Origin of the sequence: Agrobacterium albertimagni AOL15 (assembly GCF_000300855.1) — a bacterium.
Taxonomy (GTDB): domain Bacteria; phylum Pseudomonadota; class Alphaproteobacteria; order Rhizobiales; family Rhizobiaceae; genus Allorhizobium; species Allorhizobium albertimagni.
This window is the reverse complement of the sequence record NZ_ALJF01000008.1, coordinates 129249-155953: the sequence shown is the minus strand read 5'-3', so window position 1 is coordinate 155953 and position 26705 is coordinate 129249. Positions and strand designations below refer to the sequence as shown.

23 protein-coding genes are annotated in these 26705 nt (G+C 61.6%); 13 read left to right on the top strand and 10 right to left on the bottom strand.

Going from position 1 to position 26705, the window contains the following annotated elements:
* Positions 1 to 346: 346 nt before the first annotated feature.
* From gor to rpiA, 3 genes are all read right to left on the bottom strand, one after another.
* Positions 347 to 1735 (bottom strand): glutathione-disulfide reductase, encoded by a 1389-nt coding sequence (gor, locus tag QWE_RS10390; protein ID WP_006726071.1) that lies wholly within the window; start codon positions 1733 to 1735, stop codon positions 347 to 349.
* Between the two features lie 115 nt (positions 1736 to 1850).
* Positions 1851 to 2390, bottom strand: a complete 540-nt coding sequence (locus QWE_RS10385) for a DUF2059 domain-containing protein (RefSeq protein WP_006726070.1) — start codon at positions 2388 to 2390, stop codon at positions 1851 to 1853.
* A 17-nt stretch (positions 2391 to 2407) separates the two neighbouring features.
* Positions 2408 to 3109: a ribose-5-phosphate isomerase RpiA gene (rpiA, locus tag QWE_RS10380; protein ID WP_006726069.1), complete on the bottom strand. Its 702-nt coding sequence runs from the start codon at positions 3107 to 3109 to the stop codon at positions 2408 to 2410.
* Between the two features lie 146 nt (positions 3110 to 3255).
* On the opposite strand from rpiA, the gene QWE_RS10375 reads away from it, so the two are divergent.
* Positions 3256 to 3927 (top strand): HAD family hydrolase, encoded by a 672-nt coding sequence (locus tag QWE_RS10375; RefSeq protein ID WP_006726068.1) that lies wholly within the window; start codon positions 3256 to 3258, stop codon positions 3925 to 3927.
* Positions 3928 to 3993: 66 nt separating this feature from the next.
* Here QWE_RS10375 and QWE_RS10370 read toward each other — a convergent pair whose 3' ends face one another.
* The gene (locus tag QWE_RS10370) at positions 3994 to 5865 is read right to left on the bottom strand and encodes a L,D-transpeptidase family protein (RefSeq protein WP_006726067.1); all 1872 of its coding nucleotides are present in this window, start codon (positions 5863 to 5865) and stop codon (positions 3994 to 3996) included.
* 447 nt (positions 5866 to 6312) lie between these two features.
* Here QWE_RS10370 and fumC point away from each other — a divergent pair, with 447 nt between their 5' ends.
* Positions 6313 to 7701, top strand: a complete 1389-nt coding sequence (gene fumC / locus QWE_RS10365; protein WP_006726066.1) for a class II fumarate hydratase — start codon at positions 6313 to 6315, stop codon at positions 7699 to 7701.
* Between the two features lie 48 nt (positions 7702 to 7749).
* On the opposite strand, the gene QWE_RS10360 is transcribed toward fumC, so the two are convergent.
* Entirely contained in the window at positions 7750 to 8622 is an 873-nt protein-coding gene (locus QWE_RS10360; RefSeq protein ID WP_006726065.1) for a GGDEF domain-containing protein, read from the bottom strand.
* 167 nt (positions 8623 to 8789) lie between these two features.
* On the opposite strand from QWE_RS10360, the gene QWE_RS10355 reads away from it, so the two are divergent.
* Positions 8790 to 10397 (top strand): fumarate hydratase, encoded by a 1608-nt coding sequence (locus QWE_RS10355; RefSeq protein ID WP_006726064.1) that lies wholly within the window; start codon positions 8790 to 8792, stop codon positions 10395 to 10397.
* A 217-nt stretch (positions 10398 to 10614) separates the two neighbouring features.
* Positions 10615 to 11679 (top strand): GGDEF domain-containing protein, encoded by a 1065-nt coding sequence (locus QWE_RS10350; protein WP_006726063.1) that lies wholly within the window; start codon positions 10615 to 10617, stop codon positions 11677 to 11679.
* A 13-nt stretch (positions 11680 to 11692) separates the two neighbouring features.
* Here the strand turns inward: QWE_RS10350 and QWE_RS10345 are convergent, their stop codons facing one another.
* Positions 11693 to 12301 carry a pyridoxamine 5'-phosphate oxidase family protein gene (locus QWE_RS10345; RefSeq protein WP_006726062.1) on the bottom strand — a complete coding sequence of 203 codons (609 nt, stop codon included), beginning with the start codon at positions 12299 to 12301 and terminating at the stop codon, positions 11693 to 11695.
* Between the two features lie 67 nt (positions 12302 to 12368).
* The gene (locus tag QWE_RS10340; RefSeq protein WP_006726061.1) at positions 12369 to 13295 is read right to left on the bottom strand and encodes an alpha/beta hydrolase; all 927 of its coding nucleotides are present in this window, start codon (positions 13293 to 13295) and stop codon (positions 12369 to 12371) included.
* A 48-nt stretch (positions 13296 to 13343) separates the two neighbouring features.
* Here QWE_RS10340 and QWE_RS10335 point away from each other — a divergent pair, with 48 nt between their 5' ends.
* Positions 13344 to 13835 (top strand): MarR family winged helix-turn-helix transcriptional regulator, encoded by a 492-nt coding sequence (locus QWE_RS10335; protein WP_006726060.1) that lies wholly within the window; start codon positions 13344 to 13346, stop codon positions 13833 to 13835.
* On the opposite strand, the gene QWE_RS10330 is transcribed toward QWE_RS10335, so the two are convergent.
* Positions 13816 to 14178 (bottom strand): gamma-butyrobetaine hydroxylase family protein, encoded by a 363-nt coding sequence (locus tag QWE_RS10330; protein WP_006726059.1) that lies wholly within the window; start codon positions 14176 to 14178, stop codon positions 13816 to 13818. The genes QWE_RS10335 and QWE_RS10330 overlap by 20 nt on opposite strands.
* Before the next feature lie 205 nt (positions 14179 to 14383).
* On the opposite strand from QWE_RS10330, the gene moaA reads away from it, so the two are divergent.
* Positions 14384 to 15370, top strand: a complete 987-nt coding sequence (gene moaA / locus QWE_RS10325) for a GTP 3',8-cyclase MoaA (RefSeq protein ID WP_052018150.1) — start codon at positions 14384 to 14386, stop codon at positions 15368 to 15370.
* A gap of 24 nt (positions 15371 to 15394) precedes the next feature.
* On the opposite strand, the gene QWE_RS10320 is transcribed toward moaA, so the two are convergent.
* Entirely contained in the window at positions 15395 to 17929 is a 2535-nt protein-coding gene (locus QWE_RS10320; protein WP_040299986.1) for a methyl-accepting chemotaxis protein, read from the bottom strand.
* A gap of 229 nt (positions 17930 to 18158) precedes the next feature.
* On the opposite strand from QWE_RS10320, the gene QWE_RS10315 reads away from it, so the two are divergent.
* From QWE_RS10315 to mobB, 4 genes are read left to right on the top strand one after another with little or no spacing between them, the layout of a single operon-like run.
* A complete protein-coding gene (locus QWE_RS10315; RefSeq protein WP_040299938.1) occupies positions 18159 to 19064 on the top strand; it encodes a DMT family transporter in 906 nt (301 codons plus the stop codon).
* 29 nt (positions 19065 to 19093) lie between these two features.
* Positions 19094 to 20299, top strand: a complete 1206-nt coding sequence (locus tag QWE_RS10310; protein ID WP_006726055.1) for a multidrug effflux MFS transporter — start codon at positions 19094 to 19096, stop codon at positions 20297 to 20299.
* Between the two features lie 4 nt (positions 20300 to 20303).
* Entirely contained in the window at positions 20304 to 20930 is a 627-nt protein-coding gene (gene mobA, locus QWE_RS10305) for a molybdenum cofactor guanylyltransferase MobA (protein ID WP_006726054.1), read from the top strand.
* On the top strand, positions 20927 to 21448 hold the full coding sequence (gene mobB / locus QWE_RS10300) for a molybdopterin-guanine dinucleotide biosynthesis protein B (protein ID WP_006726053.1): 522 nt from the start codon (positions 20927 to 20929) through the stop codon (positions 21446 to 21448). Before mobA ends, mobB begins: the two co-directional genes overlap by 4 nt.
* Positions 21449 to 21513: 65 nt before the next feature.
* Here the strand turns inward: mobB and QWE_RS10295 are convergent, their stop codons facing one another.
* Positions 21514 to 23799: an OmpA family protein gene (locus QWE_RS10295; RefSeq protein WP_006726052.1), complete on the bottom strand. Its 2286-nt coding sequence runs from the start codon at positions 23797 to 23799 to the stop codon at positions 21514 to 21516.
* A 360-nt stretch (positions 23800 to 24159) separates the two neighbouring features.
* Between QWE_RS10295 and QWE_RS10290 the strand changes: the two genes are divergently transcribed.
* The 3 genes from QWE_RS10290 to QWE_RS10280 all read left to right on the top strand — a co-directional run bounded on the left by QWE_RS10290 (position 24160) and on the right by QWE_RS10280 (position 26676).
* Positions 24160 to 24933 carry an ABC transporter substrate-binding protein gene (locus tag QWE_RS10290; protein ID WP_006726051.1) on the top strand — a complete coding sequence of 258 codons (774 nt, stop codon included), beginning with the start codon at positions 24160 to 24162 and terminating at the stop codon, positions 24931 to 24933.
* A 112-nt stretch (positions 24934 to 25045) separates the two neighbouring features.
* Entirely contained in the window at positions 25046 to 25849 is an 804-nt protein-coding gene (locus QWE_RS10285) for an ABC transporter permease (protein WP_006726050.1), read from the top strand.
* Positions 25846 to 26676: an ABC transporter permease gene (locus QWE_RS10280; protein ID WP_006726049.1), complete on the top strand. Its 831-nt coding sequence runs from the start codon at positions 25846 to 25848 to the stop codon at positions 26674 to 26676. Before QWE_RS10285 ends, QWE_RS10280 begins: the two co-directional genes overlap by 4 nt.
* Positions 26677 to 26705 lie beyond the last annotated feature (29 nt).

Here is a 26705-nt window from a genome sequence, read left to right as displayed (position 1 = left end):
TGCAACGTCTGAAGGCACTGTGAGCTAAGCAGTCGTTCATGGATCCGGTCGGAGGCAAGCTTCACGCAAGCCTCGACCTCTACCCCGGCCTCCGGGGGCGTAGCGTGGTGTTCGGGAAGTTTAGGCTTCCCGCGTTGATCATGAGGATCGTGTGATGGCGTATGATTGGACTGGCGTACAAACCCGAAAGACCCGCAGGCTCCGGATTCTCCTGCTCTCTCTCCTGACCCTGGCCGCACTGTCGGCACCCGTTCTGGGCCTGGACCTCATCTCGAAATTCTGAGTGCCGCAGGCGGGCCTTGTCGAGGCCCGCCCTGCCTCGTTCATCGTCGGAAGAAGCGACGGATCAGACCCGTTCGCCGTTCCTGATCCGATAGCTCGGCGTATACATCGTCACAAGTTCTTCCGCCGCCGTCGGATGAACGGCCATGGTCCGGTCGAAGTCGTCCTTGGTGCAGCCGGCCTTCAGCGTGATGCCGAGCAACTGGGCCATCTCGCCTGCATCGTGTCCCAGAATGTGTGCGCCAACAACCTTGCGATCGGCCGCATTGACGATCAGCTTCATGATCATTTTCTCGGCGCGACCGGAGAGTGTCGCCTTCATCGGTCGGAACTGCGCGCGATAGACCTCGATCTCCTCGAACTTTTTCGCCGCTGCCTCTTCGGACAATCCAACCGTGCCGATTTCAGGCTGAGAAAAGACAGCCGTCGCAATCAGGTCATGGTCCGGGGACGTCGCATTGTTCTTGTACTCCGTCTCGATGAAACACATTGCTTCGTGAATGGCGACGGGGGTCAGCTGGACACGATCGGTGACGTCGCCAAGCGCGAAGATGCTCGGCACATTGGTGCGGGAATAGCTGTCGACAACGATCGCACCGCGCTCGTTGGTCTCGACGCCTGCTGCCTCGAGCCCAAGACCTGTCGTGTTCGGATCGCGGCCAAGCGCCAGCATGACCTGCTCGACAACAAGCCGACCATTGTTGATCGTCTCGACCTCGAGATTGCCGGCCGCCGACTTCGTCACCTTCTGAATGTGGTCCTGGCAGACGATACGGATACCCTTGGCGACCATCGCCTCGTGCAAGCCGCGCCGCATGTCCTGGTCGAAGCGGCTCAGGATTTCGGTGCCCCGATAGATCAGCGTCGTCTCGACGCCGAGCCCGTGAAAGATGTTGGCAAACTCCACGGCGATGTAACCGCCGCCGGCAATCAGGATCGATTGCGGCAACTTTTCCAAATGGAACGCTTCGTTGGAGGAAATGCAGAGCTCGTGACCAGGAAGTGCGGCATGCGGATTGGCAGCACCGCCAACCGCCACGACAATGCGCTCGGCCGTGACTTCCTTGCCGGACTTCACCAGGCGGACACCATGTGGCCCGGTCAGCTCGGCACGCGTCTCCAGGATCTCGACGCCTGCAGTCTCCAGCCCCTTGCGGTAAAGGCCTTCGAGGCGCGCAATCTCCCTATCCTTGGCAGCAATCAGCGAAGGCCAGTCGAACCGGCTTTCTCCGACGGTCCAGCCGTAGCCGGCGGCATCTTCGAAATGTTCGTGGAACTGCGACGCGTAGACGAACAGCTTCTTCGGCACGCACCCGCGGATGACGCAAGTGCCGCCAAACCGATATTCTTCGGCGATGGCAACCTTCTTCCCAAGGGAGGCCGCCACCCGCGCACTGCGCACCCCGCCAGAGCCACCACCGATGACGAAGAGGTCATAGTCGAATTGGCTCATGGGGGATCTCCTGCCCGTTCGGGCTCTGCTTGCAACTGCGCCTGATATAGGAGGCGGGAGCACAAAAAGAAAAGCCCGGGTGTTTGCCCGGGCTTAAAAATCAACATTGATAGACTTAAGGCTGCGCTGCTTCGGGCGCAGGCTGTTCCGCCTGAACCTCTGCAAGCAGCGACTCGTTCGCCTGTTGCTCCAAATCGCGTGCGATCCCTGCGGTCCAGATATCAGCGGCCTTCAGCAGTTCGCGGGTGGCGATCGGACCGTCCTTGAGGAGCTTCTTGCCCGTCTCGCTGCCGTAGAAGGCAGTGATCTCGTTCAATTCCGCGGCGGTGAAGGCCTTGGCATAGACGACCGCGGCTTCACGCTCCAGATCGGCGCGGCGCGCAGCAAGCTTCAGGGCTTCCTCTTCGACCTTCGCCGAGATGACGTCCTGCAGGTTCGGATAGGCCTGAATGAGCTGGGCAGCCAGGCGGTCGACGATGTTCGGCAGGATAGCGTCGAAACGATTGGTGACGCCGAGCGCGCTGATCGCCTCGCGAGCAGCCTGCAGATGCTCTGCCGGCACATCCTGCGCCTTGGCGGAGACCGCACCCAGCATGACGCTACCGGCAATCACGGCGATCGAGGCGAAGCGGCCCATACGCGTAAAGCTGATCATGAAATTCTATGCTCCTGTTAGTTCTTCGGCTCCATCACACGCGCACCTGCCGGTCCGGCGATGATCGCGAGCGATGCCAAGTTTATGAAGAGGCCGTGTTCCACCACGCCGGGGATTTGATTGAGCCGGCTTGCCAGTGCGTCTGCATCAGGAATGCGGCCAAAAGATGCGTCGAAAATGAGGTGTCCGCCATCGGTCATGAACAGGCTCTCGTCCGACCGGGTCCTGAGCTTCATCGAGCCGGAAAGCCCCAGTTCGGATGCGAGCCGCTCGATCGCCAAGCGCGTGGAAGCCTGGCCGAACGTGTTGATCTCGATCGGCAGCGGGAACGCGCCGAGCGTCTCGACGAGCTTGGTTTCGTCGGCAATCACGATCATGCGCGTTGAGGCCGCAGCGACGATCTTCTCGCGCAGCAGTGCACCACCGCCACCCTTGACCAGACGGAACTGCGGATCGATCTCGTCCGCGCCGTCGATGGTCAGATCGAGTTCCGGCAGCTCATCGAGCGACTTCAAGGGAACACCGAGTTCGAGGCAGAGCCGCGCCGTACGCTCGGAAGTGGGTACGCCCTGCACCTTCAGTCCACCGGCGACCCTTTCGGCCAGCAGGCGAACGAATTCCTCTGCCGTCGAGCCGGTTCCGATCCCAAGGCGCATGCCGTCTTCAACATGCTCCAGCGCCGCAGCTGCGGCCTTGATCTTCATTTCGCGGGCGTCCATGCGCCGAAAGCTCCCGTCCGTTTCGTTGGAAGCTGTTTACACGCCTCCTCGACCGAGCGGAAGCCCTGCATCGCCATGCGACATTGCGTTTTCAAAGGATTTCCCATAACCCGACGACACCTTGGAACTGCCTCGGGAGAACCGGCTTGACCACCACGACCATCGTTTTCGACCTCGACGGCACCCTGATCGACACCGCACCCGATCTCGTGGAAAGCCTGAACCACACGATCGCGGCCCGCGATCTCGCACCCGTGAGCTACGAGGACCTGACGCATCTCGTCGGCCAGGGCGCGCGTGTCATGATCCAGCGTGCCTTTGCGCTGCGCGGCGCACCGATTACAGATGATGAGATCCCTGCCCTGCTCGACCGCTTCATCACCCACTACGAAGCCGGCATGCCAGGCAAGAGCCGCCCCTATCCCGGGCTGATCGAAGCACTCGAGCGGCTGAAGGCTGCCGGCTATATTCTCGCTGTCTGCACCAACAAGATGGAAAGGCTGGCCCTCCCGCTTCTCGAGCGTCTCCATCTGACCGGCTATTTCACCGCGATTGCCGGCGGTGACACCTTCGCCTTTCGCAAGCCGGATCCGGCGCATATCCTCGCAACCGCCGAGCGGGCCGGTGGCAAGGCTGGCAAGGTCCTGATGATCGGCGACAGCATCAACGACATCCTCGCCGCCCGCAACGGCAGCATCCCCTCGATTGCTGTGCCCTTCGGCTATTCAGACGTCGCCGTCGAAGAGCTTGGCGCCTCGCACATCATCGGGCATTTCGATGAGCTCACAGTCGAACTCGTCGAGCAGCTGGTCGGCTGACACGACAAAATTCAAATGGCGGACCAAAGGTCCGCCATCCGTCATGTCATCAATCTGATCGCCGACTTAGACCCGCGGCGCCCGTGCATCGGTCGTCGCCTTGAACGCCTTGGCTGTATGGTCATCGCGGCTATAGACATCATCGAAATATTCGATCACGCCATCCTTGTTCGGCCAGGCCGTAAAGTAGGAGACGTAAACCGGGAGCTTCTGCGGAACCTGCACGGCGCGGTTCTGGCCCGATGCGATCTGCTTGCCGATCTCCTCGACCGTCGTGCCCATGACGGCGGCCGCCATTACGCGCGGCTCGGCCAGACGCACGCAACCATGGCTCAGCGCGCGCATATCCCTGTTAAAGTAGCTCTTAGACGGCGTGTCATGCATGTAGATCGCATGTTCGTTGGGGAAGAGGATCTTCAACTCGCCCAGCGCATTGTCGCCGCCTGGCGGCTGGCGAACGTCGACGGCATGGGTGGCGTTCCAGTTGACCTGGCTCGAGGCCACCTTGCGACCGCCATAGGAAACCTCGTAGCCGAGGCGATCGAGATAGGACGGATCGGCCCTGAGCTTCGGCAGCATTTCGTTGACGATGATCGACTTCGGCACGCCCCAATACGGATTGAATTCGACGGTCTGGATCTGATCCTGGAAGAAGTAGGTCTGGTTTGCCTTGGAGCCGACGACCACCCGCATCGAGAACTGCTCCTTGCCGTCGTTGACGTAGGTCGCCTCAAAGGCCGGTGCGTTGATGAAGACATAACGCGAACCGAGATCGGCCGGCAGCCAGCGCAGGGCCTCCATGGCGACTTCGAGCTTGGCAATCTTCTCGGCATTGCTGTGACCGGTCATCGCACGGATTGTTGCAGGACCGACGACGCCATCCGGCTTCAGGCCCTTTTCTTCCTGGAACTGTTCGACCACAGCGACGAGTTCAGGCGTGTAGTCCGGCGTGCCGGTATAGGCGGTCAGCGTCGCCGAATGCTGCGTGAGCACCGCTTCCGACGCCACCTGCTTCAGGGCACCAATGACCTGTGCCGTCTCCGGCTTGCTCTGGCCAGGCTTCAGCAGTGTGCCAGGCGCAATCGTGATCGCCTGCGTCCCAGCTTCGGCATCCTCGGCCTTCAGCCGTGCCAACTCTTCGCGCAGCGCCACGAATTGCGGGCTCTTCGGATCGCGGTTGCGCAGATAGGCCGCAACATCAGGGCTCTTGCGCAACATGTCGAGCACGGGGGCAATGTTCACGCCCTTGCGCTTGAAGTCGTAGTATCCGGAGATCTTGTTCGGATCGATACGGCCGCGAACCGTGTCCTGCACGTAAGTGAGGACCTTGGCGGAGAGAGCAACCTCGAAGGCCATGAGTTCGCGCTGACCCTTTTCCGGATCCGTGGGGTCGGCGGTCTCGGTTGGCATCGCCACAAGATAGTCGTCTGGCGACAGACCGACCGTGTCGGCGCTTGCGAGCGCCGAGATCATGGCGCGACCACGCTCGGAAATGCCGTCCTCGCTGGTCCAGATCAGCGGCTTGTTGGGATCGCCGTAATAGCCCTCGACGGTCTTTGCGACCTCGTCCGTGGCCCGCACGGAAACGTCGGACAGAAAGCGGCGGGCGCCCAGCACTTCAGTGGCGGCGGCTTCGGTCGATTCGGCTGCGGCTTCCGTCACCGGCAGCTTGATCTTGATCGCGCGCTGCGCCTCGGGCTTGTAGGTATAGTAACGGGGGCCGGCGACTTTCGGCAGTGGCTCGGGATCGCCCATTTCGAGCCCACCGCGTGCCTGACTTTCGAGAGAGGCGGGAGCCGCCTGCTGTTTTGCCTGGCGTCCTGGTCCGCCCCGGAGAAGATCGAGAAGCGTCGTGGCGGCAGCATCGCCCGGAAGAGTTCCGACCGCAGTCGTCGCAGCGAGGAGCGCGGTGACTACGAATTTCCTGTTTCTCGTCATTCTCTGTTCCATTTCCCGGTCCGAGTCACAAACGGACTCGAAGCACGTTTGGTCATGCGCGGATCACTAGCGGATCGGCATTTCATTGAAAAGTTGGACAATGTCATGCGGGCTCACCCGTCGGCCTCAACTTTGCGTGACCCGACCGGCGATGTCCGCCATCGCCTCCGCGCAAACTAAATGGAAATATTCGTTAAATTTTGATTGACGTTAACAAATCCTGCACAGCGTCGGCGGGCGAACCGTTTCCAGCCGCGGACAAATAGTCGTGAGACGTGCCGCAAAGGACACAGGCACCCGACACGAGGCGAGCGTCCACGGCGCGAGAAATACTTGAACAAAATTATCGACTTCTGTTCATCGGCTTGTATCGCATGCGTCACTCCCTAAATGCAAAGCACCGCTTCACGACCAGCCAGATCCACCATCCCACAGGCAGGAAATCCTATGACCCATCGCACAGAAACCGACACTTTCGGCCCGATCGAGGTCGCCTCCGACCGCTATTGGGGCGCACAGGCCGAGCGGTCGCTCGGCAACTTCAAGATCGGCTGGGAAAAGCAGCCGCTGCCGGTGGTGCGAGCGCTGGGGATCGTCAAGCAGGCCGCCGCCCGCGCCAATATGGCGCTCGGCAAGCTCGATCCGGCACTCGGCGATGCGATCGTCACTGCGGCCCAGGAGGTGATTGACGGCAAGCTCAACGATCACTTTCCTCTGGTGGTGTGGCAGACGGGCTCTGGCACACAGTCGAACATGAATGCCAATGAGGTGATCTCGAACCGCGCTATCGAGATGCTGGGCGGCGAGATGGGCTCAAAAAAGCCTGTCCATCCTAACGACCACGTCAACATGAGCCAGTCGTCGAACGACACTTATCCAACGGCCATGCATATCGCGGCGTCAGAGCATGTCGTCCATCATCTGCTCCCGGCCCTGAAGCACCTTCATGCGGCGCTGGATGCCAAGGCGAAAGCCTTCGCACACATCATCAAGATCGGTCGCACGCACACGCAGGATGCGACGCCGCTGACGCTTGGCCAGGAGTTCGGTGGCTATGCCGCCCAGGTCGCCTCATCGATCAAGCGCATCGAAATCACCCTGCCCGGCCTCTACGAACTCGCCCAAGGCGGTACAGCCGTCGGCACCGGCCTCAATGCCCCGGTCGGCTTTGCCGAAAAGGTGGCCGAGGAAATCGCCAAGATCACCGGCCTGCCATTCGTCACCGCGCCAAACAAGTTCGAGGCGCTGGCCGCCCATGACGCCATGGTCTTTGCCCACGGCGCGATCAATGCGACGGCAGCGGCCCTCTTCAAGATCGCCAATGACATCCGCTTCCTTGGCTCCGGTCCCCGCGCGGGCCTCGGCGAACTGGCGCTGCCGGAAAACGAGCCCGGCTCGTCGATCATGCCGGGCAAGGTCAATCCGACCCAGTCGGAGGCGCTGACCCAGGTCTGCGCCCACATCTTCGGCAATCAGGCGGCCATCACCTTTGCCGGCAGCCAGGGCCATTTCGAGCTCAATGTCTACAATCCGATGATGGCCTATAATTTCTTGCAGTCGGTCCAGCTTCTGGGCGACGCCGCCGTGTCCTTCACCGACAATTGTGTCGTCGGCATCGAGGCCCGCGAGGACAACATCCGCAAGGGAGTGGAGACTTCGCTGATGCTGGTGACGGCGCTCAACAGCCGCCTCGGCTATGACACCTGCGCCAAGATCGCCAAGACCGCGCACAAGAACGGCACCACTCTGCGCGAAGAAGCGGTCGGCGGCGGCTACCTCACAAACGAGGAATTCGACCAATATGTCCGGCCGGAACTAATGATCGGACCGCAGTGACGCCTGTCATCAGGTCCGCGAGACGCGAGGGGTGCGAGCCCCTCGCCCTCAGGGCTTCAGCGTTTCCAACCCGGTGCGAAGCGTATCCTTGGCCCTGAAAAGCGCCATGTCTGCCCTGTGCAGCAGGTCGGCCATCGCTTCGTCGGTCCGACGCGGAGCAAGGCCGAAGGTCAGCCGAAGGCTGCCTGCCGCAAGGGGGCCAACCTCGAGTTGCTCCACGTTTTTTCGGATGGCGTCACAGCATGAGTGGATGACGGCGATCGGATCATCGGCAAAAAGCAGCATGAAGGTCGTTCCCGACATGCGTGCTGCAATCTGTCGAGGCGCAAAGTGCAGGCGCACCAGATCTCCGACGGCAACGAGCACCATATCGGCCACCTCGCGGCCATGCCGGGCACTTACGGCCTCGATCGTTTCCAACTCGAAAACGGCGACATAGATGTCGATGCCGCCCTCGGCTTGTGCGGGAAGCCTCGGCAACGGCACGCCATAGACGGCGCTGGCGTTCATGAGACCGGTGAGCGGATCAAGTCCCGGCTCTCCGTTCACCCGTTCCGCAAGCGCCGAAATCTCCCCGACCATCCCGCAGACGGCGCGCGTAACCACCGCAATTTCGTCTTCGCCATATTTGCTCAACTGCTCCTCGGCGAAGGTGCCTCCGGCGCGATATTGGCTGATGGCCTTTGCCAGGTTGCGCAAGGGGAGCGTCAGCCACCACATTGTCGCTAGGCAGGCGACAGTACCGATCAGCGTAGCCACCAGAACGACAAGACCGACGGACAGCGGGTTTGAACTGGCTCCCGTACCGAAGTTCAACAGCAAGGCGATCAGCGGGATATGGATGCAGACGAAGCAGACCAGAAAAATCTTGACGACGATCGATCGGCGCCAGTTCGTTCCCTTCGCCACATTCAAGCTCATGATGCACCTCCGAATCCATCGCACGCGACGCGTGTCCGAGCCGGGGTTTTTCAGATACGCGGCTGCCCTGTCAACGCTTGAGCCTTCGGCTTTCGCCGCATTGAAATCTTAAGGGCTTGCGCTTAAACCACCGCAAACTCCAAGCTGATGCCACGAAAGGCCCTGTGATGGCAGACGATCTCTTTCCCCTAGGCGAAGACCTCACCCCCTATCGCAAGATCACATCCGATTATGTTTCGGTCGAAACTTTCAAGGGTCAGGAGATCCTGACCGTCGAGCCTGAGGGCCTGCGCCTACTCGCGGAGACCGCCCTTTCGGACATCAATCACCTGCTGCGTCCCGGCCACTTGAAACAGCTTGCCTCGATCCTCGAAGACCCCGAGGCGACCGACAATGATCGCTTTGTCGCCTTCGACCTCCTGAAGAACGCCAACATCGCCGCCGGCGGCATCCTGCCGATGTGTCAGGACACGGGTACTGCAATCGTCATGGGCAAGAAGGGTCGCCGCGTCTGGACCGATGGTCAGGACTACGCTGCACTGGCCAAAGGCGTGCGCGACGCCTATGAGCGCCGCAATCTGCGTTACTCGCAGCTCGCCCCGATCAAGATGTTCGAGGAAAAGAACACCAAAACCAACCTCCCCGCCCAGATCGACCTCTACGAAGAGGGCGAGGACGCCTACAAGTTTCTGTTCATGGCGAAGGGTGGCGGTTCAGCAAACAAGACTTTCCTCTACCAGGGCACACCGTCGCTTCTGACCCATGACCGGATGATCGACTTCCTCAAGGAGAAGATCCTCACGTTAGGGACGGCAGCCTGTCCTCCCTACCATCTGGCGATCGTCATCGGCGGCCTTTCCGCCGAGATGACGCTGAAGACCGTCAAGCTCGCCTCGGCGCGCTATCTCGACGACCTCCCGACCGAAGGCTCCGAAAGCGGCCACGCCTTCCGGGACATCGAGATGGAGAAGGAAATTCACAAGCTGACCCAGTCGATGGGCGTCGGCGCGCAGTTCGGCGGCAAGTATTTCTGTCATGACGTGCGCGTCATCCGCCTCCCCCGCCACGGCGCATCGCTGCCGATCGGCCTCGGTGTTAGCTGTTCCGCCGACCGCCAGGCCAAGGGCAAGATCACCAAGGACGGCATCTATATCGAGCAGCTGGAAACCGATCCGTCGAAATACATGCCCGAGATCGACGATACCGCCCTGTCGTCTTCGGTGGTCAAGATCGACCTCAACCAGCCGATGAGCGGTATTCTGGCCGAACTCACCAAACACCCGGTCAAGACCCGCCTGTCGTTGACCGGCACGATCATCGTTGCCCGCGACCTCGCCCATTCGAAGATCCGCGATCGCCTGGAAAAGGGCGAAGGCATGCCGGACTACATGAAGAACCATCCGGTCTATTACGCCGGTCCGGCCAAGACGCCAACGGGTTATGCCTCAGGCTCCTTTGGACCGACCACCGCCGGCCGTATGGACAGTTATGTCGACCAGTTCCAGTCTTTCGGCGGCTCGATGGTGATGCTGGCCAAGGGCAACCGCTCGCGCGCCGTGCGTGAGGCCTGCAAGACCCATGGCGGCTTCTATCTCGGCTCGATCGGCGGCCCGGCCGCCCGTCTCGCCCAGGATTGCATCAAGAAGGTCGAAGTCTTGGAGTACCCAGAACTGGGAATGGAAGCTGTCTGGAAGATCGAGGTCGAAGACTTCCCGGCCTTCATCGTCACCGACGACAAGGGCAACGATTTCTTCCAGGAATTCAATCTCGGCTGAAACTCGTCGAAAATAATGCTCGCACGTTGCGGAGGGAAACCTCCGCAACAGCAAATTACCTCTTGTTTTACAAGAGGTTGCGCATGTGGACGCTAAATGCTCATTTCGCGCCCATCACTTCTCATGGCGAGAAGATTAAACATTTTCAAATCATTTGCCGCTAATTGAATCTTTGGACCCTTGAATGTCTCGAGTGACGACCATTGGAGTTGGCCGAATGAGCACGGCAACACCGCCAAAGACGCAGGCACCTGACGTCGCGGCACAGATCACATATGCGATGCGCTCGATGGGGGTCGCCCCGATCCCGCGTAATTACGAGCTGTTCTACGAAGCCTATATCGGCTCCAACCCGTCTCTCACCCGCGAGCTGGCAGCGCTCGGCAGTCGCGCCAACCAGGACGAACTCGACGCGCTCGGAGAGCAGTATTTCGGCAGCCATCAGGGCCGCGCCATCGAGAATGCCCATTCCAAGCTGATCGGCGAACTGGATGGATTGCTGCGTCTTTTGCAGCAGGAACAGACATCGCTGCAAAGCTATAACCGGCTCCTCGGCGAGACCTATCACCGGATCAACTCGAAGAGCACGAACAGCGCCGACATCCTGCGCAGCGCCATCAACATCCTGACGGAAGCCACTGGCTCGACCATGGCGCACGGCGAACAGACCGTCGTACAGATGTCCGAGCGTTCAAAGGAGATGGACGAAGTCCGTCGCGAACTCGATGAATACAAGCGGATTGCCAACACCGATTCCCTGACGCGCATTGCCAATCGTCGCGCCTTCGACGAGAAGCTTGCCGCCGTCTACTCGAGCGACGCCAGACCGCTGGCCGGCCTCGTCCTCGCCGATATCGACAACTTCAAGAAGATCAACGACGCCTATGGCCATCCGGTCGGCGACAAGATCCTCGCGACCGTCGCAACCGTGATCCGCAGCAATGTCCGAAAGGACTGCTTCGTTGCCCGCACAGGCGGTGAAGAGTTTGCCATCATCGTCGAGGGCAACACGGCAGAGGAAATCTACCAGACCTGCGAGCGTATCCGCATCGCGCTGGAAACGACGCCGTTCAAGAATTCCAAGACCGGCGTCAATTACGGCCCGATCACCATCTCGCTGGGCTTCGCCATGGCCGCTGATTCCGAAGATGCGGGCGAACTCTACGCGAAGTCCGACATTGCTCTCTACTGCGCCAAGAATGCCGGCAGGAACCGGACGAAGCCCTATGAAGACGGGATGAAGAAAGACTTCACCAAGAGCTGGCTGATCTACAAGCGGTAATCCCCGTGGGAGATCACCACATCGTCTTTGCCGCACGCTCCGGCCATTCGCGATCATAGGTTTCGCGATCGAAGTCCTGCTTTGCAGCCTTCAGCATGTCGCCGGGCGTCGGCAGGTCGTGCGCAGCAACCTGTCTTTCGACATTCCACAACTCCGCCCGCATCACGGCCCGCGCACATTGGAAGTATACCTCCTCGATCGTCAGCACGACGACGCTTCGCGGATGGCGTCCATCCATCTTGAAGCTTTCCAGAAGTTCAGGCGCGACCGAGACCACCGCCCGGCCGTTGATCCGCATGACGCTGTTCGAGCCCGGAATGAGGAACATCAGCGCCACGCGTGGGTCGCGCACTATGTTCAGAAGCGAATCGATGCGGTTATTGCCGCGCCAGTCCGGCAGCGCGAGCGTCCGGTCGTCTTCGATGCGCACCACCGCGCCGCGATCACCGCGGGGCGAGCAATCAAGGCCCTCCGGACCGACCGTCGCGAGCGCCACGAAGGGCGAGCGCTCGATCATCGTCCTGTAGGCGGGCGTCAGGAATTCGGTGACCTTGGCGGTCGATGCCTCGCCTGCCTCGCCGTAGATGGCCTTCAGATCCTCGATCGTCGTTATCACTGTCATGCCGAACTCCTCACTCCGACCGCCAAGCCTAGCGGCGGCCCCGGGTTAGGCAAGAGCCATGACGGCACTATGACACCATGCGGTTCCCGGCCCTCGACACACCCTCGGCGCCAGCCAGGAAAGAGGCGACAGCAGAGATCACCTCAGGCGCGCTGACGATCCTGCGGTGTCCGTGACCATTCGCCCAGAGATGGCGGACATGCGGCGACACGCCGATATAGCGCTGCGCATGGCCGACATTGACCTCCTTGTCGTCCTCGGCATGAACGACGAGCAGCGGCCGATCGATACGCCGCGCCACCGCGACGCCATCCAGATCTTCGACCTGCGCTCCGACGAGATCCATGGCCCGATTGCGCATCGCGCCGACGCTGCCACGCCCGAGCCCCACCATGGAGGCAAAGCCATTGAACACCTCGCCCATGCTGGAGGGCGAGCCAATCAGGGCGATCCGGGGCGCATTCAATGGATGCTGATCGGGAAAGACACGCCCTGCCGCCATCATGACGGCAGCGCCACCGAAGGAGTGGCCGACAACACCGTCGAATCGCCCGAAATGCCGCTCGGCGGCAACGATGGCTTCGGCCGCGATCTTCAGGTCGAGCCGCCGCCCGCTGGAGGCGCCGTGCCCCGGCAGATCGAGGACCACCACGTCGGCCCCCGTCTGGCGCAATCCGAGCGCCATGTCGGAGAGATATTCCGCACGCGAGCCCCAGCCGTGAACAACGAGAAACCGAGCGCCGTTGCCGCTTTCCGGTCCCGAGCTGAGGTGATGGGCGGCCGCCATGCCGCGCGACAGCGCCAGCCGGACGGTCGAAGCCTGCCTCAACCGACTGCGTCCGACGATGAAGACCTGTTTGGCTTTGTCGCCTTTCGGGCGGCGGCTCGGGGTTCGACAGAAGAGCTCGAAGGCGATCCGCCCGGCGACGGTCGGCGAAACCTTCTCCAGCTGCGCGAAAGCCAAGCGGGTGACCTTGAGAGGAAAGGATGGCATAGTCAGAGTCCCATCATAATGTTCAATGCTGAACAATAAAGTACAAGAATGAACGAAAAGCAAGCCTTCCCCTGGGACCATCCTCGTTTTCGCAGTTGGATATCGGTGGCGCGCGCCTGCCAGCTGATGCAGCAGGCGCTCGCACGCGCGCTGGCACCCCTCGACATCAAGCCACCGCACCTGGATATCCTGGTCAATCTCTATCGGTTCGAGGGGATTTCCCAGCAGGAACTTGCCCGCAAGCTGCTTGTCGGGCGTTCCAACATGAGCATGCTGCTGCCGCAGATGGAAAAGCGCGGGCTTCTCGAGCGCAGGGCTGACCAGCGGGACAAGCGAGTGCTCAGACTTTTCTTGACGGAAGAAGGCCGGAGCCTCAGCGAACACGCGATGCGCATCCAGACGGAGCTCATCGAGCGGACGCTCTCTGCAACGCCGCTCGACGAGTGCCAACACCTCGCCGAGACGATGGATCTACTGATCCAGCGTATGCTTTCCTCGGACGGGCTCGTCGATCCTGACCTTAGCGAGGATCGCGGCTGAGTTTCTTCTCCGCCAGTTCCTGTTCGTAAGCCGCGAACTTTTCGTCGCCGGTCGCGCCAAGTTCGCGCAGGTAGTTCCAGGTGAAGATGCCGGTATCATGGCCGTCGTCAAAGGCGATGCGGACGGCATAATTGCCGGTCGGCACCATCTGCCGGATCCCGACATTGCGCTTGCCCGGAACGGTGACCTTCTGGCCAGGTCCGTGGCCCTGCACTTCTGCGGAGGGAGACAGCACGCGCAGCATCTCGGCAGGAAGAGCGGCGACGACACCGTCATTGAAGCTCACGGTCAGCAGGCGCCTGTCCTTGGACACCTTCAGTTCGGTCGGCCAGATCTCGGTCATGCAGTCCTCGCAGTGTTCCAGGCGGTTGGCGCAGACCTAGGTCGATCCCGCGCCGTTTGCAATCCGAATTGATGGGACGAGGCGGTGTCAACTTGACGCCTGCTAGCCTTGGCACCACATTGACCAAAACACCCGGGAGAGTTTTTTGGATCATAGCCCCGCCGATTGGCGCCATGCAGAACCGCTTGTCGATCGAGCAAGCCCGATGATCGACCCCTTCGGGCGCGCGGTCACCTACCTGCGCGTCTCCGTTACCGATCGATGCGATTTCCGCTGCACCTATTGCATGGCGGAAAACATGACCTTCCTGCCGAAGAAGGATCTCCTGACGCTGGAAGAGCTCGACCGGCTCTGTTCCGCCTTCATCGCCAAGGGCGTGCGCAAGCTGCGCCTGACGGGTGGCGAACCGCTGGTGCGCAAGAACATCATGCATCTCGTACGCGGCCTCTCCCGCCATCTCGGCAGCGGTCTGGACGAACTGACCCTGACCACCAACGGCTCGCAACTCGTCCGCCATGCCGCAGAGCTTGCGGATTGCGGCGTTCGTCGCATCAACGTGTCTATCGACACACTTGACCCTGCAAAGTTCAAGGAAATCACCCGCTGGGGCGAATTGGAGAAGGTGCTCGAAGGCATCCGTGCTGCGCAGGCAGCCGGCATCGGCATCAAGCTCAATGCCGTCGCTCTGAAGGATTTCAACGAGCACGAAATCCCGGAGCTGTTGCGCTTCGCCCATGGCGAAGGCATGGATCTGACACTGATCGAAACCATGCCCATGGGCGAGACCGGCGAAGATCGCACCGACCAGTATCTGCCGCTCTCGCTCGTGCGTCAGAAGCTCGAAGAGCAGTTTACCCTCGACGAAATTCCCTACCGCACCGGCGGCCCAGCCCGTTATGTCGAGGTGAAGGAAACCGGCGGACGTCTCGGCTTCATCACGCCGCTCACGCACAATTTCTGTGAAAGCTGCAACCGCGTCCGTCTCACCTGCACCGGCACGCTCTACATGTGCCTGGGCCAGGATGATGCAGCGGATCTCCGTACCGCACTGCGCGCCTCTGACGACGACGCTTATCTCTCTGCCGCGATCGATGAGGCGATTTCGCGCAAGCCCAAGGGCCACGACTTCATCATCGATCGCAACCACCGCAAACCTGCGGTGGCCCGCCACATGAGCGTCACCGGCGGCTGAGTGCCGCCGGCTAGTTCTTCACACTTACGCCGACCGCCGATAGGCCTGCGGCTGGCCCCGCTCCGTGTCGGTGCGGAAGCGCGAGATCTTGTGCATCAGAATATCGACGCGCTGACGCAGGCCCTGGATCTCGGCATTGTTTTCCTCAACCATGGCGGCATTCTGCTGCGTGATCAGCTCGACATCACGAACAGCGGAGGTCACCTCGCTGATCCCTGTCGACTGCTCGCGGGTCGCAGCCGAAATGCGCTCGACCAGCGACTGCACTTCTTCGACCTGATCGATGATCGATTGCAGCGCGACGCCTGTATTTTCGACCAGTTCGACACCCGATTTGACCTGGTTGCCGCTGACCGAGATCAGCGTCTTGATCTCCTTCGCCGCATTGGCGCAGCGCTGCGCAAGGTCACGCACCTCTTGGGCAACGACGGCAAAACCACGACCGGCCTCGCCGGCTCGGGCGGCTTCGACACCCGCATTCAGTGCCAGCAGATTCGTCTGGAAGGCGATCTCGTCGATGACGCCGATGATGGTCGAGATCTTCTCGGAGGAACGGCTGATTTCAGCCATGGCCTCGACCGCCTTCCTGACCACCACGCCGGACTGGCGGGCGTGATCGCGGGCTGACTGCACGGATTGTGCGGTGCGCCCTGCCCCATCGGCCGTCGAGCGAACGACGTCGCTCAGATGCGAGAGCGCTCGTACACTCTCCTCCAGTGCCGCCGCCTGCTGTTCGGTCCGGCGCGCGAGATCATCGGCGGAGACAGCAAGATTCTCGGTTCCGGCATTGATATCGACGCTTGCCGCGCGCACCTCTTCGAGCGTCGCACGTAGGGCTTCCACCGCCTGATTGTAGGTCGAGGCCATGGCGACGAAATCGGCCGGCAGGTCGTCACGCATGGAGACGTTGAGCTGGCCGTTGGCCAGCGCCTCGAGCACTGAGGACAGAGCTTCGAGCGCAGACCGCTGGTCTGCCTCGACGCGGGCCCGCTCCTGGGCACGTTGCGCGCTTTCCTCCTCCGAGCGCGCGCGAGCAGCGTCCGCTTCTTCTTCCAGGCGCCGATTTTCGAGCGCCGCATCACGGAAGACGGTAACCGAGCGCACCATGTCGCCGATCTCGTCACCGCGATTGCGGCCCTCGATCGGAACCGAGAGGTCGCCACTCGCCAGTCTCGACATCACGCCGGTGATCCGCTTCAGCGGCGCACGCAACGTCTCGACCAGCATCAGACCGCCGATGATCGCAAGCAGCGTCCCGACGACCATGGTGATGACGGAGATCGTCGCGGACCTTTCGCTGTCCTCGCGGCCGATTTCCTGCGCTTGGGCGACGAAATTGCGAAGCGATTCCATGGCGGCCGACACGGCCGCATTGGCGGCCAGCCGTTCGTTCTGCCAGCTCCGTCCTGCGTCGAGCATCGCCTGGGACTTTTCGGTGATCGCAAGCAGATGCGGCGCAATCTTCTGCGGGAAGTCGCGAAGTGCACTGTTCTTGGCACCGAGTTCGGAGATGCGCCCAGCCACTGTCTGGAGTGCTTCCATCTCGCCGATGACCACCACACGGCGTGCGTCGTCCAGCGATCCCAGCATCTGCTGCACCCGCAATTCGATGGTCGCCACACCGAGTGCAGCGGTATCGACCAGGGCCATCAGCTCCTTCTGCTCCGCGACGAGCCGGTCGAGGCTGACGAAGCGGTCGGCCGCGACATCGCTGTTCTTGGCGGCCTGCAACGTAATCTTCTGCTCGATCTCGACGAGTTCCGAAAGCACAAGGCCGAGTTCCCGGGCCCTGGCATCAACTGGGCTAGTCTGCCCGAGGATCGTTTCGATCTTGCCGATCGCGGTACCGACTTCGCCGACCAGAACCTTGCCCTTTTCGGAAGCGATCTCGTTGGCCTTGGCCAGATCCTTCTGCATCGGTGCGAGATAGAGTTTCGCTTCGTCCAGCTGCTCTTCGGGAGTGAAAGCCATCTGCACGCCGACACGCAATTTGCCGAGGCGGTCAAGCAGAGTCTTGAAGGCAGAGGCGTCGAACAGCAACTCCTTGGCGAAGCGCTCCTTGCCGGCGAGATCATTGCGGACGAAATCGACCTGCTTGACGATCTGCTGGCTCTCCGCCTGCAATGCGGCTACGGCCGCATTCAGGCCGGCATCCAGTTGTTCTCGCGCGGTCTTGTTGTCCCAAAGCGTCGACGTCTGAACCCGCATCTGCGCCGGCAACTGCGTCAGCGCCGAGAGATCGGCCGTTTGAGCCTGCTTGGCGAGCACGCCGTTCAGAACGCCGAGCCCCCTGTCCTGGCCGTCGATGGCCGAAAGAAGAGCTGTCCTGCTCTCCTCTGTCGGATCAAGGCTGAACTCCTGCAGGCCCTGCTGCAGCTTTTCCAGGTCGCTGATATTGCCGATCGTGGCACGCGTGACGGTCATATGACCGTTGAGGGTGGTGGCAGTCCAATAGCCCAGAAGGCCGACACCGGCCATGAGCAGAACAAGAGGAACGACAAAAAGCAAAACTTTGGTGACGATCCTGCGACTTTGCAGGAGGCGATCAATAAAACTCATGAGACCCTCGGAAAGGCCGAAATCCCGCGAGCTCATCGCGCAGGATCGAAGGAAAGGAGCCGCCTCATGCAGTTCCATCGGGGAGCTTGTCTTCCGGAGTTTGAGCAAAGGTTAACCGGGCACCGCGTTTTTGGCACTGCAGCATCGTTTCAGGGGCATTACAGTGGGAATAAGGTTTCTCGCGCGTGCTGCTTGGTTTAGAACCAGCGGGTACGCACGGGAATCGAGCATGGCATTATCCGAGAACACCCGAGGCGCCCTTTTGATGGCGATCTCGATGGCGGGCTTCACCTTCAACGACGCTCTGACGAAATCGGTTACCGCGGAACTGACCGTGGCGCAGATAATGTTCGTGCGCGGCGCTTTTACCGCCGTTCTGGTCTATATCGTTGCGCGTCGCATGGGCGCGCTCGACCACATCAGGAACATCCTGCAGCCCCTGATCCTGATCCGCATCGCCTTCGAAACGGTCGCAGCGGTCGCCTTCCTGGCCGCACTCGGCCAGGTGCCGCTCGCCAATGCCTCGGCAATCCTGCAGTCCCTGCCGCTGGCCGTGACCCTTGGCGCCGCGCTCTTCTACAAGGAGCCGGTGGGATGGCGCCGATGGACGGCGATCGGCCTTGGCTTCATTGGGGTGCTTGTGATCATCCAGCCCGGCCCGGAAGGCTTCACGCTCGCCTCGCTCTACATCGTCTTCTGCGTCATCACGGCAGCCGGCCGTGATCTCGTGACGCGCCGGATCGATCCGAGCATCTCGTCGCTCTCGGTCACGCTGTTCACTGCAGCCTCGATTTCATTTGCCGGCCTGCTGCTCATTCCTGTCTTTGGCGGCTGGCAACCCATGTCCGGCGGCGCGCTCGGCAAGCTCGCCTTTGCCTCGATCTTCCTGTTTGCCGGCTACCAGGCGATCATCATGGCCATGCGCACCGGCGAGATCTCCTTCATCGCACCCTTCCGCTACACCAGCCTCCTCTGGGCGGTTCTGCTCGGCATGCTCTTCTTCGGCGAAGTGCCTGATATCTGGATGGTCGTTGGCGCCTCTATTGTCATCGGCTCCGGACTTTACACATTCTATCGCGAGAGCAAGCGGAAGGCGGCTCTGGCCCGCCGCGCCGATCCAGCCTCTCCGGGCTGATCACGTTTGCAGTGCAAGGACATTTGAGCGTGCAGCAGCAGTCTCGGTTTCTCGACAGGACCACGGCCCCGCATATCGTCAGTCTCGTGGCGGTGGCCGGACTGTCGGCTTTGACGATGAACATCTTTCTGCCGGCGCTGCCGGCCATGGCGCTCGACTTGCGCGTCGATTACGACCGGGTGCAGGTCCTCGTCTCCGGCTATATTGCGATGACCGCCCTCGTGCAGTTGGTCATCGGCCCTCTGTCCGACCGCTACGGCCGGCGTCCGGTGATGATTGGCGCTCTGCTGATCCTGATCGTCTCCTCGCTGGTCTGCCTCATCGCAAGCTCGATCGAAGTCCTGACCTTCGCCCGAATGATCCAGACGGCCGTGGTGGCCGGTCTCGTTCTCTCCCGCGCCATCATCCGCGACATGGTCCCGATGGACGAAGCCGCATCGATGATCGGTTATGTCACCATGGGCATGACGCTGATCCCGATGATCGGCCCGACGCTCGGCGGGGTGCTCAGCGACAATTTCGGCTGGCGCTCGAACTTCGCCGCCATCCTGATTGCAGCACTGGCCGTCCTGTTGCTTGTCTATCGCGATCTCGGCGAGACCAACCGGCAAAAGAGCGGCAGTTTTTCCGAGCAGTTCCGGGCTTGGCCGAGACTTCTCGCCTCTCCCCGCTTCTGGGGCTACACCATGGCGGGCACCTTCACCTCGGGCGCTTTCTTCGCCTTTCTCGGGGGCGCGCCCTTTGTCGGCGGTACGCTGATGGGCCTGACACCCAGCATGCTCGGCCTGCAGTTTATGTTCATCGCAGCCGGCTACATCGCCGGAAACTATCTGTCCGGACGTTTCGCCCGCCGTGCCGGGATCGACATGATGATGCTGGTCGGCGGCGTGGTTGCGCTTGTCGGCGCCGCCATCCCGATCGTTCTCTTCCTTCAGGGATACGACTCGTCGCTCGCCTTCTTCGCCCCACAGGTCGTGGTCGGCTTCGGCAATGGCCTCTCCCTGCCGAGCACCAATGCCGGCATCGTCAGCGTCCGGCCGGAACTCGCAGGCTCCGCCTCCGGCCTCGGCGGCGCAATCACCATGGGTGGCGGCGCTTTCGTCTCGTGGCTTGCATCCCGAATCCTGTCGGTCGAAACCGGCGCCATGCCCTTGCTGCTCGTCATGCTCGCCTGCTGCATTCTCGCCCTCGTCGCAGTGGTTTTCCTGCGCTATGCCCCAGGCGAAGAGCGGTGACCCCATGACCCAGGACACCCGCCCCCCGGCCGTCATTCTCGCAGGCGGACTGTCGCGCCGAATGGGCCGGGACAAGGCGGAACTGATACTGGGCACGACGCCGCTTGCCCTGAGGACTGCCGAACGATTGCGGCTGCAGACTTCGGCGGTCTACCTCAACGCGTCCGAAGGTCATCCGCTGGCCGCACACCTTCCACTCCTGCAGGATACGAGGCCAGACCGACCCGGACCCCTCGCTGGCGTGCTGGCAGGCTTGAAGCTATTTACCGAATTGCCTGGTGGCCCCGCACATGTTCTGACCACGCCCTGCGACACCCCCTTTCTGCCGCGCGATCTGTTAAAGCGCCTGCAAGACGGGGTGAGAGGCGACGCGATCATGCTGGCTGCCTGCAACGGCCGCACCCATCCGATTACGGCGCTCTGGCCGGTCACGCTGGCGGAGGATCTCGAACGCTGGCTTGATGACCCGGACCACCGCCGCGTCTTCGACTTCGTCGCCCGCCACCCAAACGAGACAGTGGAGTTCGCACCCCTCGAAGGACCATTCGGTCCCGTCGATCCCTTCTTCAACATCAACACGCCCGAGGACCTCGCGATGGCCGAGGCCATCATCGAACAGGGTACAGTATGACGAACGCTCCGCGCATCTTCGGCATTGCCGGCTGGAAGAATTCCGGAAAAACCGGGCTTGCCGTGCGGCTCGTCGAGGAATTCACTCGCCGCGGCTACAAGATCTCGACCATCAAGCACGCCCATCATGACTTCGACATCGACAAGGTCGGCGCCGACAGCTACCGGCACCGGGAGGCCGGCGCCCATGAGGTCGTCATCGTGTCCGGTACCCGTTATGCCATCATGCACGAACTGCGCGGCGCTCCAGAACCGAGCTTCGAGGAAATCCTAGGCCGTATCGGCCCCTGCGACCTCGTGCTGATCGAGGGCTACAAGCGTGAGCCCGTGCCGAAAATCGAAGCGCGGCGGGAAGCATCCGCCAATCGAGAAGCCTTGGCGCCATCCGATCCGCACATCCGCGCCATCGCGGCCGATCACCGCATTGAGGACACCGATCTGCCGGTCTTCGACCTTGATGATACCCAGGCGATTGCGGACTTCATCGCCGCGGTCACGAAGCTCCCACCCCACACCTGACATCTCCCCAAAAGAAAAGGCCGCCGGATCGCTCCGGTGGCCTTCATCTATTCGTGCGTGGTCGATCAGTTGTTGCTCGACACGTTTGCTGGGCGAACCAGCGTGGTGACGCGGCGGATCGCGACGCGACGGTTCTGCTGCTCGGCGGCTTCCGTGCGGATCTTCAGGAAGCGCTCGCCGTACCCCTGGACCGACATGTTTTCCGGCGGGATGCCGTAGACTTCGGTAAGCAGGTTGGCGACTGTTTCTGCACGCTTGTCCGAAAGGACGAGGTTCGAGCGATCCGAACCGACGGCATCCGTGTGGCCCTCGATCAGGAAGACTTCGCCCGGATCGTTTTCAAGCAGCTTTTCCATGGCCTGGGCCACGCGACGCAGGGTACGGGCCTGTTCGAGAGGGACTTCCGCCGAACCCGACGGGAAGGTGATCGTATCGAGGTCGATACGACGGACCTTGTCGCGAATACGCGCCGACGACTTGACTTCGTCGATCGAGTAGACGCGCTCGACACGCTCGACCGGCGGGCGGGCGAGGAAGTCGTAGTAGTCACGATCGGGCGAACGCGTCGTGCTGACGATGTAATCGTCGACCGGGATGGTCAGACGCATCGGCGGCAGAGACAGCCCGACGTCGACATAGACGGCAGGGCGCTGACCATCGGCTTCCGGCGAATACATCAGGACATATTCGCGTCCGCCCGGCGAAATCCGCGACCGGATGATGATGTCGCCGTAACGGTTGTAGACCGTTACCAGCTTGCTGCCATCGGCACGTTCGATGGTCTCACGCGTGCGGCCACGCGACAGCTGCTCGTAATAGGTCTGCTGAGCATCGTAGCGCAGGCGTTGGCGATCATCGCCACGCACGACGATCTGGTTGCCGACATTGATGACGGTACGGTTGTCGATCTGCTCGATGACCCGGACTTCCGTGACCTGATTGACCACGTTGTTCTGGATGACCGTGTTGTTGGTCACGTTGTTGTTCGTGACATTGTTGGTGACGTTATTGGTCACGGTGCTGTTAGTCACGTTGGTAACCGTGGTCGGCACTTCGAAGGTCGGCGCGGCATCCATGGTGGTGCCTTGCTCAGTAACCGTTGCCTGCAACGTCTGCGGATCGAAGGCCACGGCCTCGGACTGCGCGTCGGCGTCCGTCTCCGGTGCAGGAGCCACCTCTTCCTGGGCCCTCAGCTCGCTGCGCTGCTGACGGACATTCTCGCCACCGCTGTTGTCGGCATCCTTGTCGCTGTCGAGGACGGCAGCACCGTTGTCGACCGGAAGCACGACGGTTTCAGACGTCTGCGACGGGTCTTCGGCGATAGCCTCCTTCTCCTCGGCAGTCCGGGTATCGGTGATCTGCTGAACCGGCTGATTCTCCGTAGGCTCGACTGCGGGCACGAGAACCTGCTCGCCTTCCGGCTGGGCTTCGGCCGGGACCTCTTCTCCGGTTGCCTGCTCTTCGGTCGGCTGCTGATCAACAGGCTGTTCGCCAGTCTGCTGCTGCTCTTCGGCCTGCAGCTCTTCGGTCTGTTCCGGGGCAGCCGCATCCGGAGTGGGCTGCACCTCTTCCGCAGGCTGCTCTTCCACCGGCTGTTCTTCCGGCTGGGCAGGTGCAGCGCATTCTGCTTCAGAAGCGGCCTGCGATCCATCGGCGCAGGTAACGACGGCTGGCTGTTCTTCGACGGCCGGCTCGGCCTGCTGAGCCTCTTCGGCTGCGCGCTGGGCTTCGGCCTCTGCTGCACGCTGGGCTTCGGCTTCTGCCTGCTGCTGTGCTTCTGCTTCCGCGGCACGCTGGGCTTCGGCTTCCGCCTCGGCAGCGCGTTGCGCTTCTGCATCTGCTGCAGCCTGAGCTTCGGCTTCCGCGGCTCGCTGGGCTTCTGCTTCGGCAGCGGCCTGAGCCTCGGCTTCTGCCTGGCGCTGTGCCTCCGCTTCTGCGGCAGCCTGAGCTTCAGCATCAGCGGCGCGCTGGGCTTCCGCCTCGGCGGCTGCCTGAGCCTCGGCTTCTGCCTGACGCTGTGCCTCCGCTTCTGCGGCGGCCTGAGCTTCAGCTTCAGCGGCGCGCTGGGCTTCCTCTTCGGCCGCACGCTGCGCTTCGGCTTCCGCCTGGCGGCGCGCCTCTTCCTCGGCCGCCGCCTGCGCGTCGCGGGCAGCACAAGTCTCGGCATCAGGCGCTTCCGAGCCGTCATTGCAGGTGACGGCCTGGGCCAGCTGGATCAGCTGTTCTTCAGCCTGCCGCGTTTGCGTCTGGCGTTCTGGGTGTCCGGTGACTGACGCAGCGACCGGTTTTGCCAGTACCGCGACGGACAGGACCGGGATTGCCACCGTGTTGAGCAATCTCTTCTTGAACATACCTTGCGTTTCCTTCCCTACGCACGGGTGGGTGACAGTGTCATCCGGGTCCGTGCTGTTGAATGCATGCTCGATTGTGCGAACCGAAGCTGCGGCCAAACTAGATTTCGCATAATTAACCGTGGCTGAACGAGTTGGAACGGCTTTTGCTCCAACGAACAAGGCTGAATGGAACAAAAAAATGTCTTTCGTAGCCCCCGGCGGATTTAAGGGGGCAAATTTTGTCGATCACGCGGTTTGTTGTTGATTTCGGCTGTAAAACCGGACGAATATTGGGCCCAAGTGTGGTCGACCATGCCACACGATCACGGACAGCCGCCTCACAACAACAAACGGCGTCCACCCAACAGAGAGGATCTCATGCGTATTCCGACACGTTTTCTGGCCGCAGCTTCCATCGCTGCCCTGTCGCTCTTTGCCGGCTCGACGATGGCTCAAGAGAAGCTGATCATCGGCACTGAAGGCGCTTACCCGCCCTTCAACAATCTGGAAGCCGATGGCACCCTGGTTGGCTTCGACATCGATATCGCCAATGCGCTTTGCGAAGAAATGAAGGTCTCCTGCGAATTCGTCACACAGGATTGGGATGGCATCATTCCGGCCCTGCAAGCCAAGAAGTTCGACGCGATCATCGCGTCCATGTCGATCACCCCAGAGCGCCTGGAGAAGGTCGACTTCTCGAAGAAGTATTACAACACGCCGCCGGCCGTCGCCGTTCCGAAGGACTCCCCGATCACCGATCTGGCCGGCCTGAAGGGCAAGGCAATTGGCGCGCAGTCCTCCACGACCCATGCCAACTATGCCGAAAAGCACATGGCGGACAGCGAGCTGAAGCTCTATCCGACTGCTGATGAATACAAGCTCGACCTCGAAGGCGGCCGCGTTGACGCCGTGGTCGATGACATCGTCGTGTTGTCGGAATGGCTGAAGTCAGACGCCGGCACCTGCTGCAAAATCCTGACCCCGCTGGAGGTGGATGTCGAGATCAATGGTGAAGGCGCAGGCATTGCAGTGCGCAAGGGTGAAACCGAACTCGCAGACAAGCTGTCTGCTGCGATCGAGGCCATCCGCGCAAACGGCAAATATGCCGAAATCAACAAGAAGTATTTCGATTTCGACGTCTACGGCGAGTGATCCCGGCATAAACCAATAGAACCAGGTGGCGGAAGTCGAACACTTCCGCCATTTTGCATTTGAACTGCAACGACATCGAAAAAGGCGGAAAAAACCGCCAAGGGGGAATGGCATGGGCGGATTGTCTTCCGCGCTCGGCTCGATCTGGGACTGGATCAACTACGCGTTCGATCCGCTCTGTGGACCGATCGGGCTCTTCCGGCTGTTTGCAGCGGACACGCTCGTCGGCTGCGGCGACACCGGCTGGGGCGACGAGATCGCTTTCGGCGTCAAGGTGACGATCTCGCTAGCACTTGCCACCCTGCCCGTCGGTCTTGCCCTCGGCTTCCTGATTGCGCTGGCGCGCCAATCGGGTGAATGGAGCCTGCGGGCTGCGACCGGCGTCTACACGACCATCTTTCGCGGGCTGCCGGAACTGCTGACCCTGTTCATCGTCTATTTCGGCTTCCAGATTCTCGTCCAGTCCGTCTTGTCCTCGCTCGGCATCGACCAGCGCGTCGAGATCAACGCCTTCGTCGCGGGCATGATCGCGCTCTCCGTCGTCTTCTCGTCCTATGCCTCGGAAGTTCTGCTCTCGGCGTTCCAAGCCATCCCGCGCGGCCAGTACGAGGCCGGCAGTGCGGTCGGTCTGTCGAAGCGCAAGACCATGTGGCTGATCATCGTGCCCCAGTTGATCCGCATCGCGCTTCCGGGCCTCAGCAATCTCTGGCTGGTGCTCCTCAAGGATACGGCTCTCGTCTCGGTCATCGGCCTTGCCGACATCGTGCGGCAAACGGGTGTTGCGGCACGCGTCACCAAGGAGGCCTTCATGTTCTACGGGATCGCCTGCCTTCTCTATCTCGTGCTTGCCACCGTCTCCTCGATTGGCCTCAACGCCATCGCACGCTGGGCGAACCGCGCGGAGGCAAGCCGATGAGCCACGCGCTGGACATGATCCCCGCCCGCCCCGCGCCGCCGACAAAGGCAAGCCGCATCAACCTGGCGCGCGTCGCCGGCTACGCCATCCTCACTCTCTGGGCTGTTCTCGGGCTTGCCCTGGTCTGGTACCTCGCATCGAGCTGGGACCCGGCAAAGATCGAGCGCTATGGCTGGCGGTATCTGGACGGTCTCGCCACGACCTTGATCCTGACCTTCGGGTCGATCACGCTCGGCGCCCTCCTCTCCGTCCCCGTCACATTCGCGCGCATGGCACGCAACCCGATCCTGAACACGATCGCCTATGCCTATGTTTACGTCTTCCGCAGCACGCCGATGCTGCTGCAGATCTTCCTCATCTATTATGGCCTCGGCTCCTTCCGCCCGCAGATCGAGGCGATCGGCCTCTGGTGGTTCTTCCGCGAGGCCTGGTATTGCGCGCTGTTTGCCATGACGCTGAACACGGCCGCCTATCAGGCCGAAATCCTGCGCGGTGCAATCGAGAGCGTCCCGCGCGGCCAGACGGAAGGCGCCAAGTCGCTTGGACTGCCCACCTCGGTCACCTTCTGGAAGATCATTCTGCCGCAGGCCCTGATCGTCGCCCTTCGCCCCTATGGCAACGAGATCATCTTCATGATCAAGGGCTCGGCCGTCGTCGCGGTCGTCACCGTTCTCGATCTCATGGGCCAGACGCGCTACGCATTCTCGCGCACCTTCGACTATCAGACCTATCTCTGGGCGGCGATCTTCTATCTCGCCATTGTCGAGGCCCTGCGTCACACATGGGGTGCGATCGAGGCTCGCCTGACCCGTCACCTAAAACGCTGACCCTGGGGACGGCGGCCCTCTCTTGGGTC

What these genes read in the sequence shown, in the direction of transcription:
- QWE_RS10315 (WP_040299938.1), top strand. Translation starts at nt 18,159, where the DNA reads ATGGCATTATCCGAGAACACCCGAGGCGCCCTTTTGATGGCGATCTCG.
- QWE_RS10295 (WP_006726052.1), bottom strand. Translation starts at nt 23,799, where the DNA reads ATGTTCAAGAAGAGATTGCTCAACACGGTGGCAATCCCGGTCCTGTCC.
- QWE_RS10280 (WP_006726049.1), top strand. Translation starts at nt 25,846, where the DNA reads ATGAGCCACGCGCTGGACATGATCCCCGCCCGCCCCGCGCCGCCGACA.
- mobA (WP_006726054.1), top strand. Translation starts at nt 20,304, where the DNA reads ATGACCCAGGACACCCGCCCCCCGGCCGTCATTCTCGCAGGCGGACTG.
- QWE_RS10360 (WP_006726065.1), bottom strand. Translation starts at nt 8,622, where the DNA reads ATGAGCTTGAATGTGGCGAAGGGAACGAACTGGCGCCGATCGATCGTC.
- mobB (WP_006726053.1), top strand. Translation starts at nt 20,927, where the DNA reads ATGACGAACGCTCCGCGCATCTTCGGCATTGCCGGCTGGAAGAATTCC.
- QWE_RS10330 (WP_006726059.1), bottom strand. Translation starts at nt 14,178, where the DNA reads ATGACCGAGATCTGGCCGACCGAACTGAAGGTGTCCAAGGACAGGCGC.
- gor (WP_006726071.1), bottom strand. Translation starts at nt 1,735, where the DNA reads ATGAGCCAATTCGACTATGACCTCTTCGTCATCGGTGGTGGCTCTGGC.
- QWE_RS10385 (WP_006726070.1), bottom strand. Translation starts at nt 2,390, where the DNA reads ATGATCAGCTTTACGCGTATGGGCCGCTTCGCCTCGATCGCCGTGATT.
- QWE_RS10320 (WP_040299986.1), bottom strand. Translation starts at nt 17,929, where the DNA reads ATGAGTTTTATTGATCGCCTCCTGCAAAGTCGCAGGATCGTCACCAAA.
- QWE_RS10340 (WP_006726061.1), bottom strand. Translation starts at nt 13,295, where the DNA reads ATGCCATCCTTTCCTCTCAAGGTCACCCGCTTGGCTTTCGCGCAGCTG.
- QWE_RS10335 (WP_006726060.1), top strand. Translation starts at nt 13,344, where the DNA reads ATGAACGAAAAGCAAGCCTTCCCCTGGGACCATCCTCGTTTTCGCAGT.
- QWE_RS10290 (WP_006726051.1), top strand. Translation starts at nt 24,160, where the DNA reads ATGCGTATTCCGACACGTTTTCTGGCCGCAGCTTCCATCGCTGCCCTG.
- rpiA (WP_006726069.1), bottom strand. Translation starts at nt 3,109, where the DNA reads ATGGACGCCCGCGAAATGAAGATCAAGGCCGCAGCTGCGGCGCTGGAG.
- moaA (WP_052018150.1), top strand. Translation starts at nt 14,384, where the DNA reads ATGATCGACCCCTTCGGGCGCGCGGTCACCTACCTGCGCGTCTCCGTT.
- QWE_RS10345 (WP_006726062.1), bottom strand. Translation starts at nt 12,301, where the DNA reads ATGACAGTGATAACGACGATCGAGGATCTGAAGGCCATCTACGGCGAG.
- QWE_RS10370 (WP_006726067.1), bottom strand. Translation starts at nt 5,865, where the DNA reads ATGACGAGAAACAGGAAATTCGTAGTCACCGCGCTCCTCGCTGCGACG.
- QWE_RS10350 (WP_006726063.1), top strand. Translation starts at nt 10,615, where the DNA reads ATGAGCACGGCAACACCGCCAAAGACGCAGGCACCTGACGTCGCGGCA.
- fumC (WP_006726066.1), top strand. Translation starts at nt 6,313, where the DNA reads ATGACCCATCGCACAGAAACCGACACTTTCGGCCCGATCGAGGTCGCC.
- QWE_RS10355 (WP_006726064.1), top strand. Translation starts at nt 8,790, where the DNA reads ATGGCAGACGATCTCTTTCCCCTAGGCGAAGACCTCACCCCCTATCGC.
- QWE_RS10285 (WP_006726050.1), top strand. Translation starts at nt 25,046, where the DNA reads ATGGGCGGATTGTCTTCCGCGCTCGGCTCGATCTGGGACTGGATCAAC.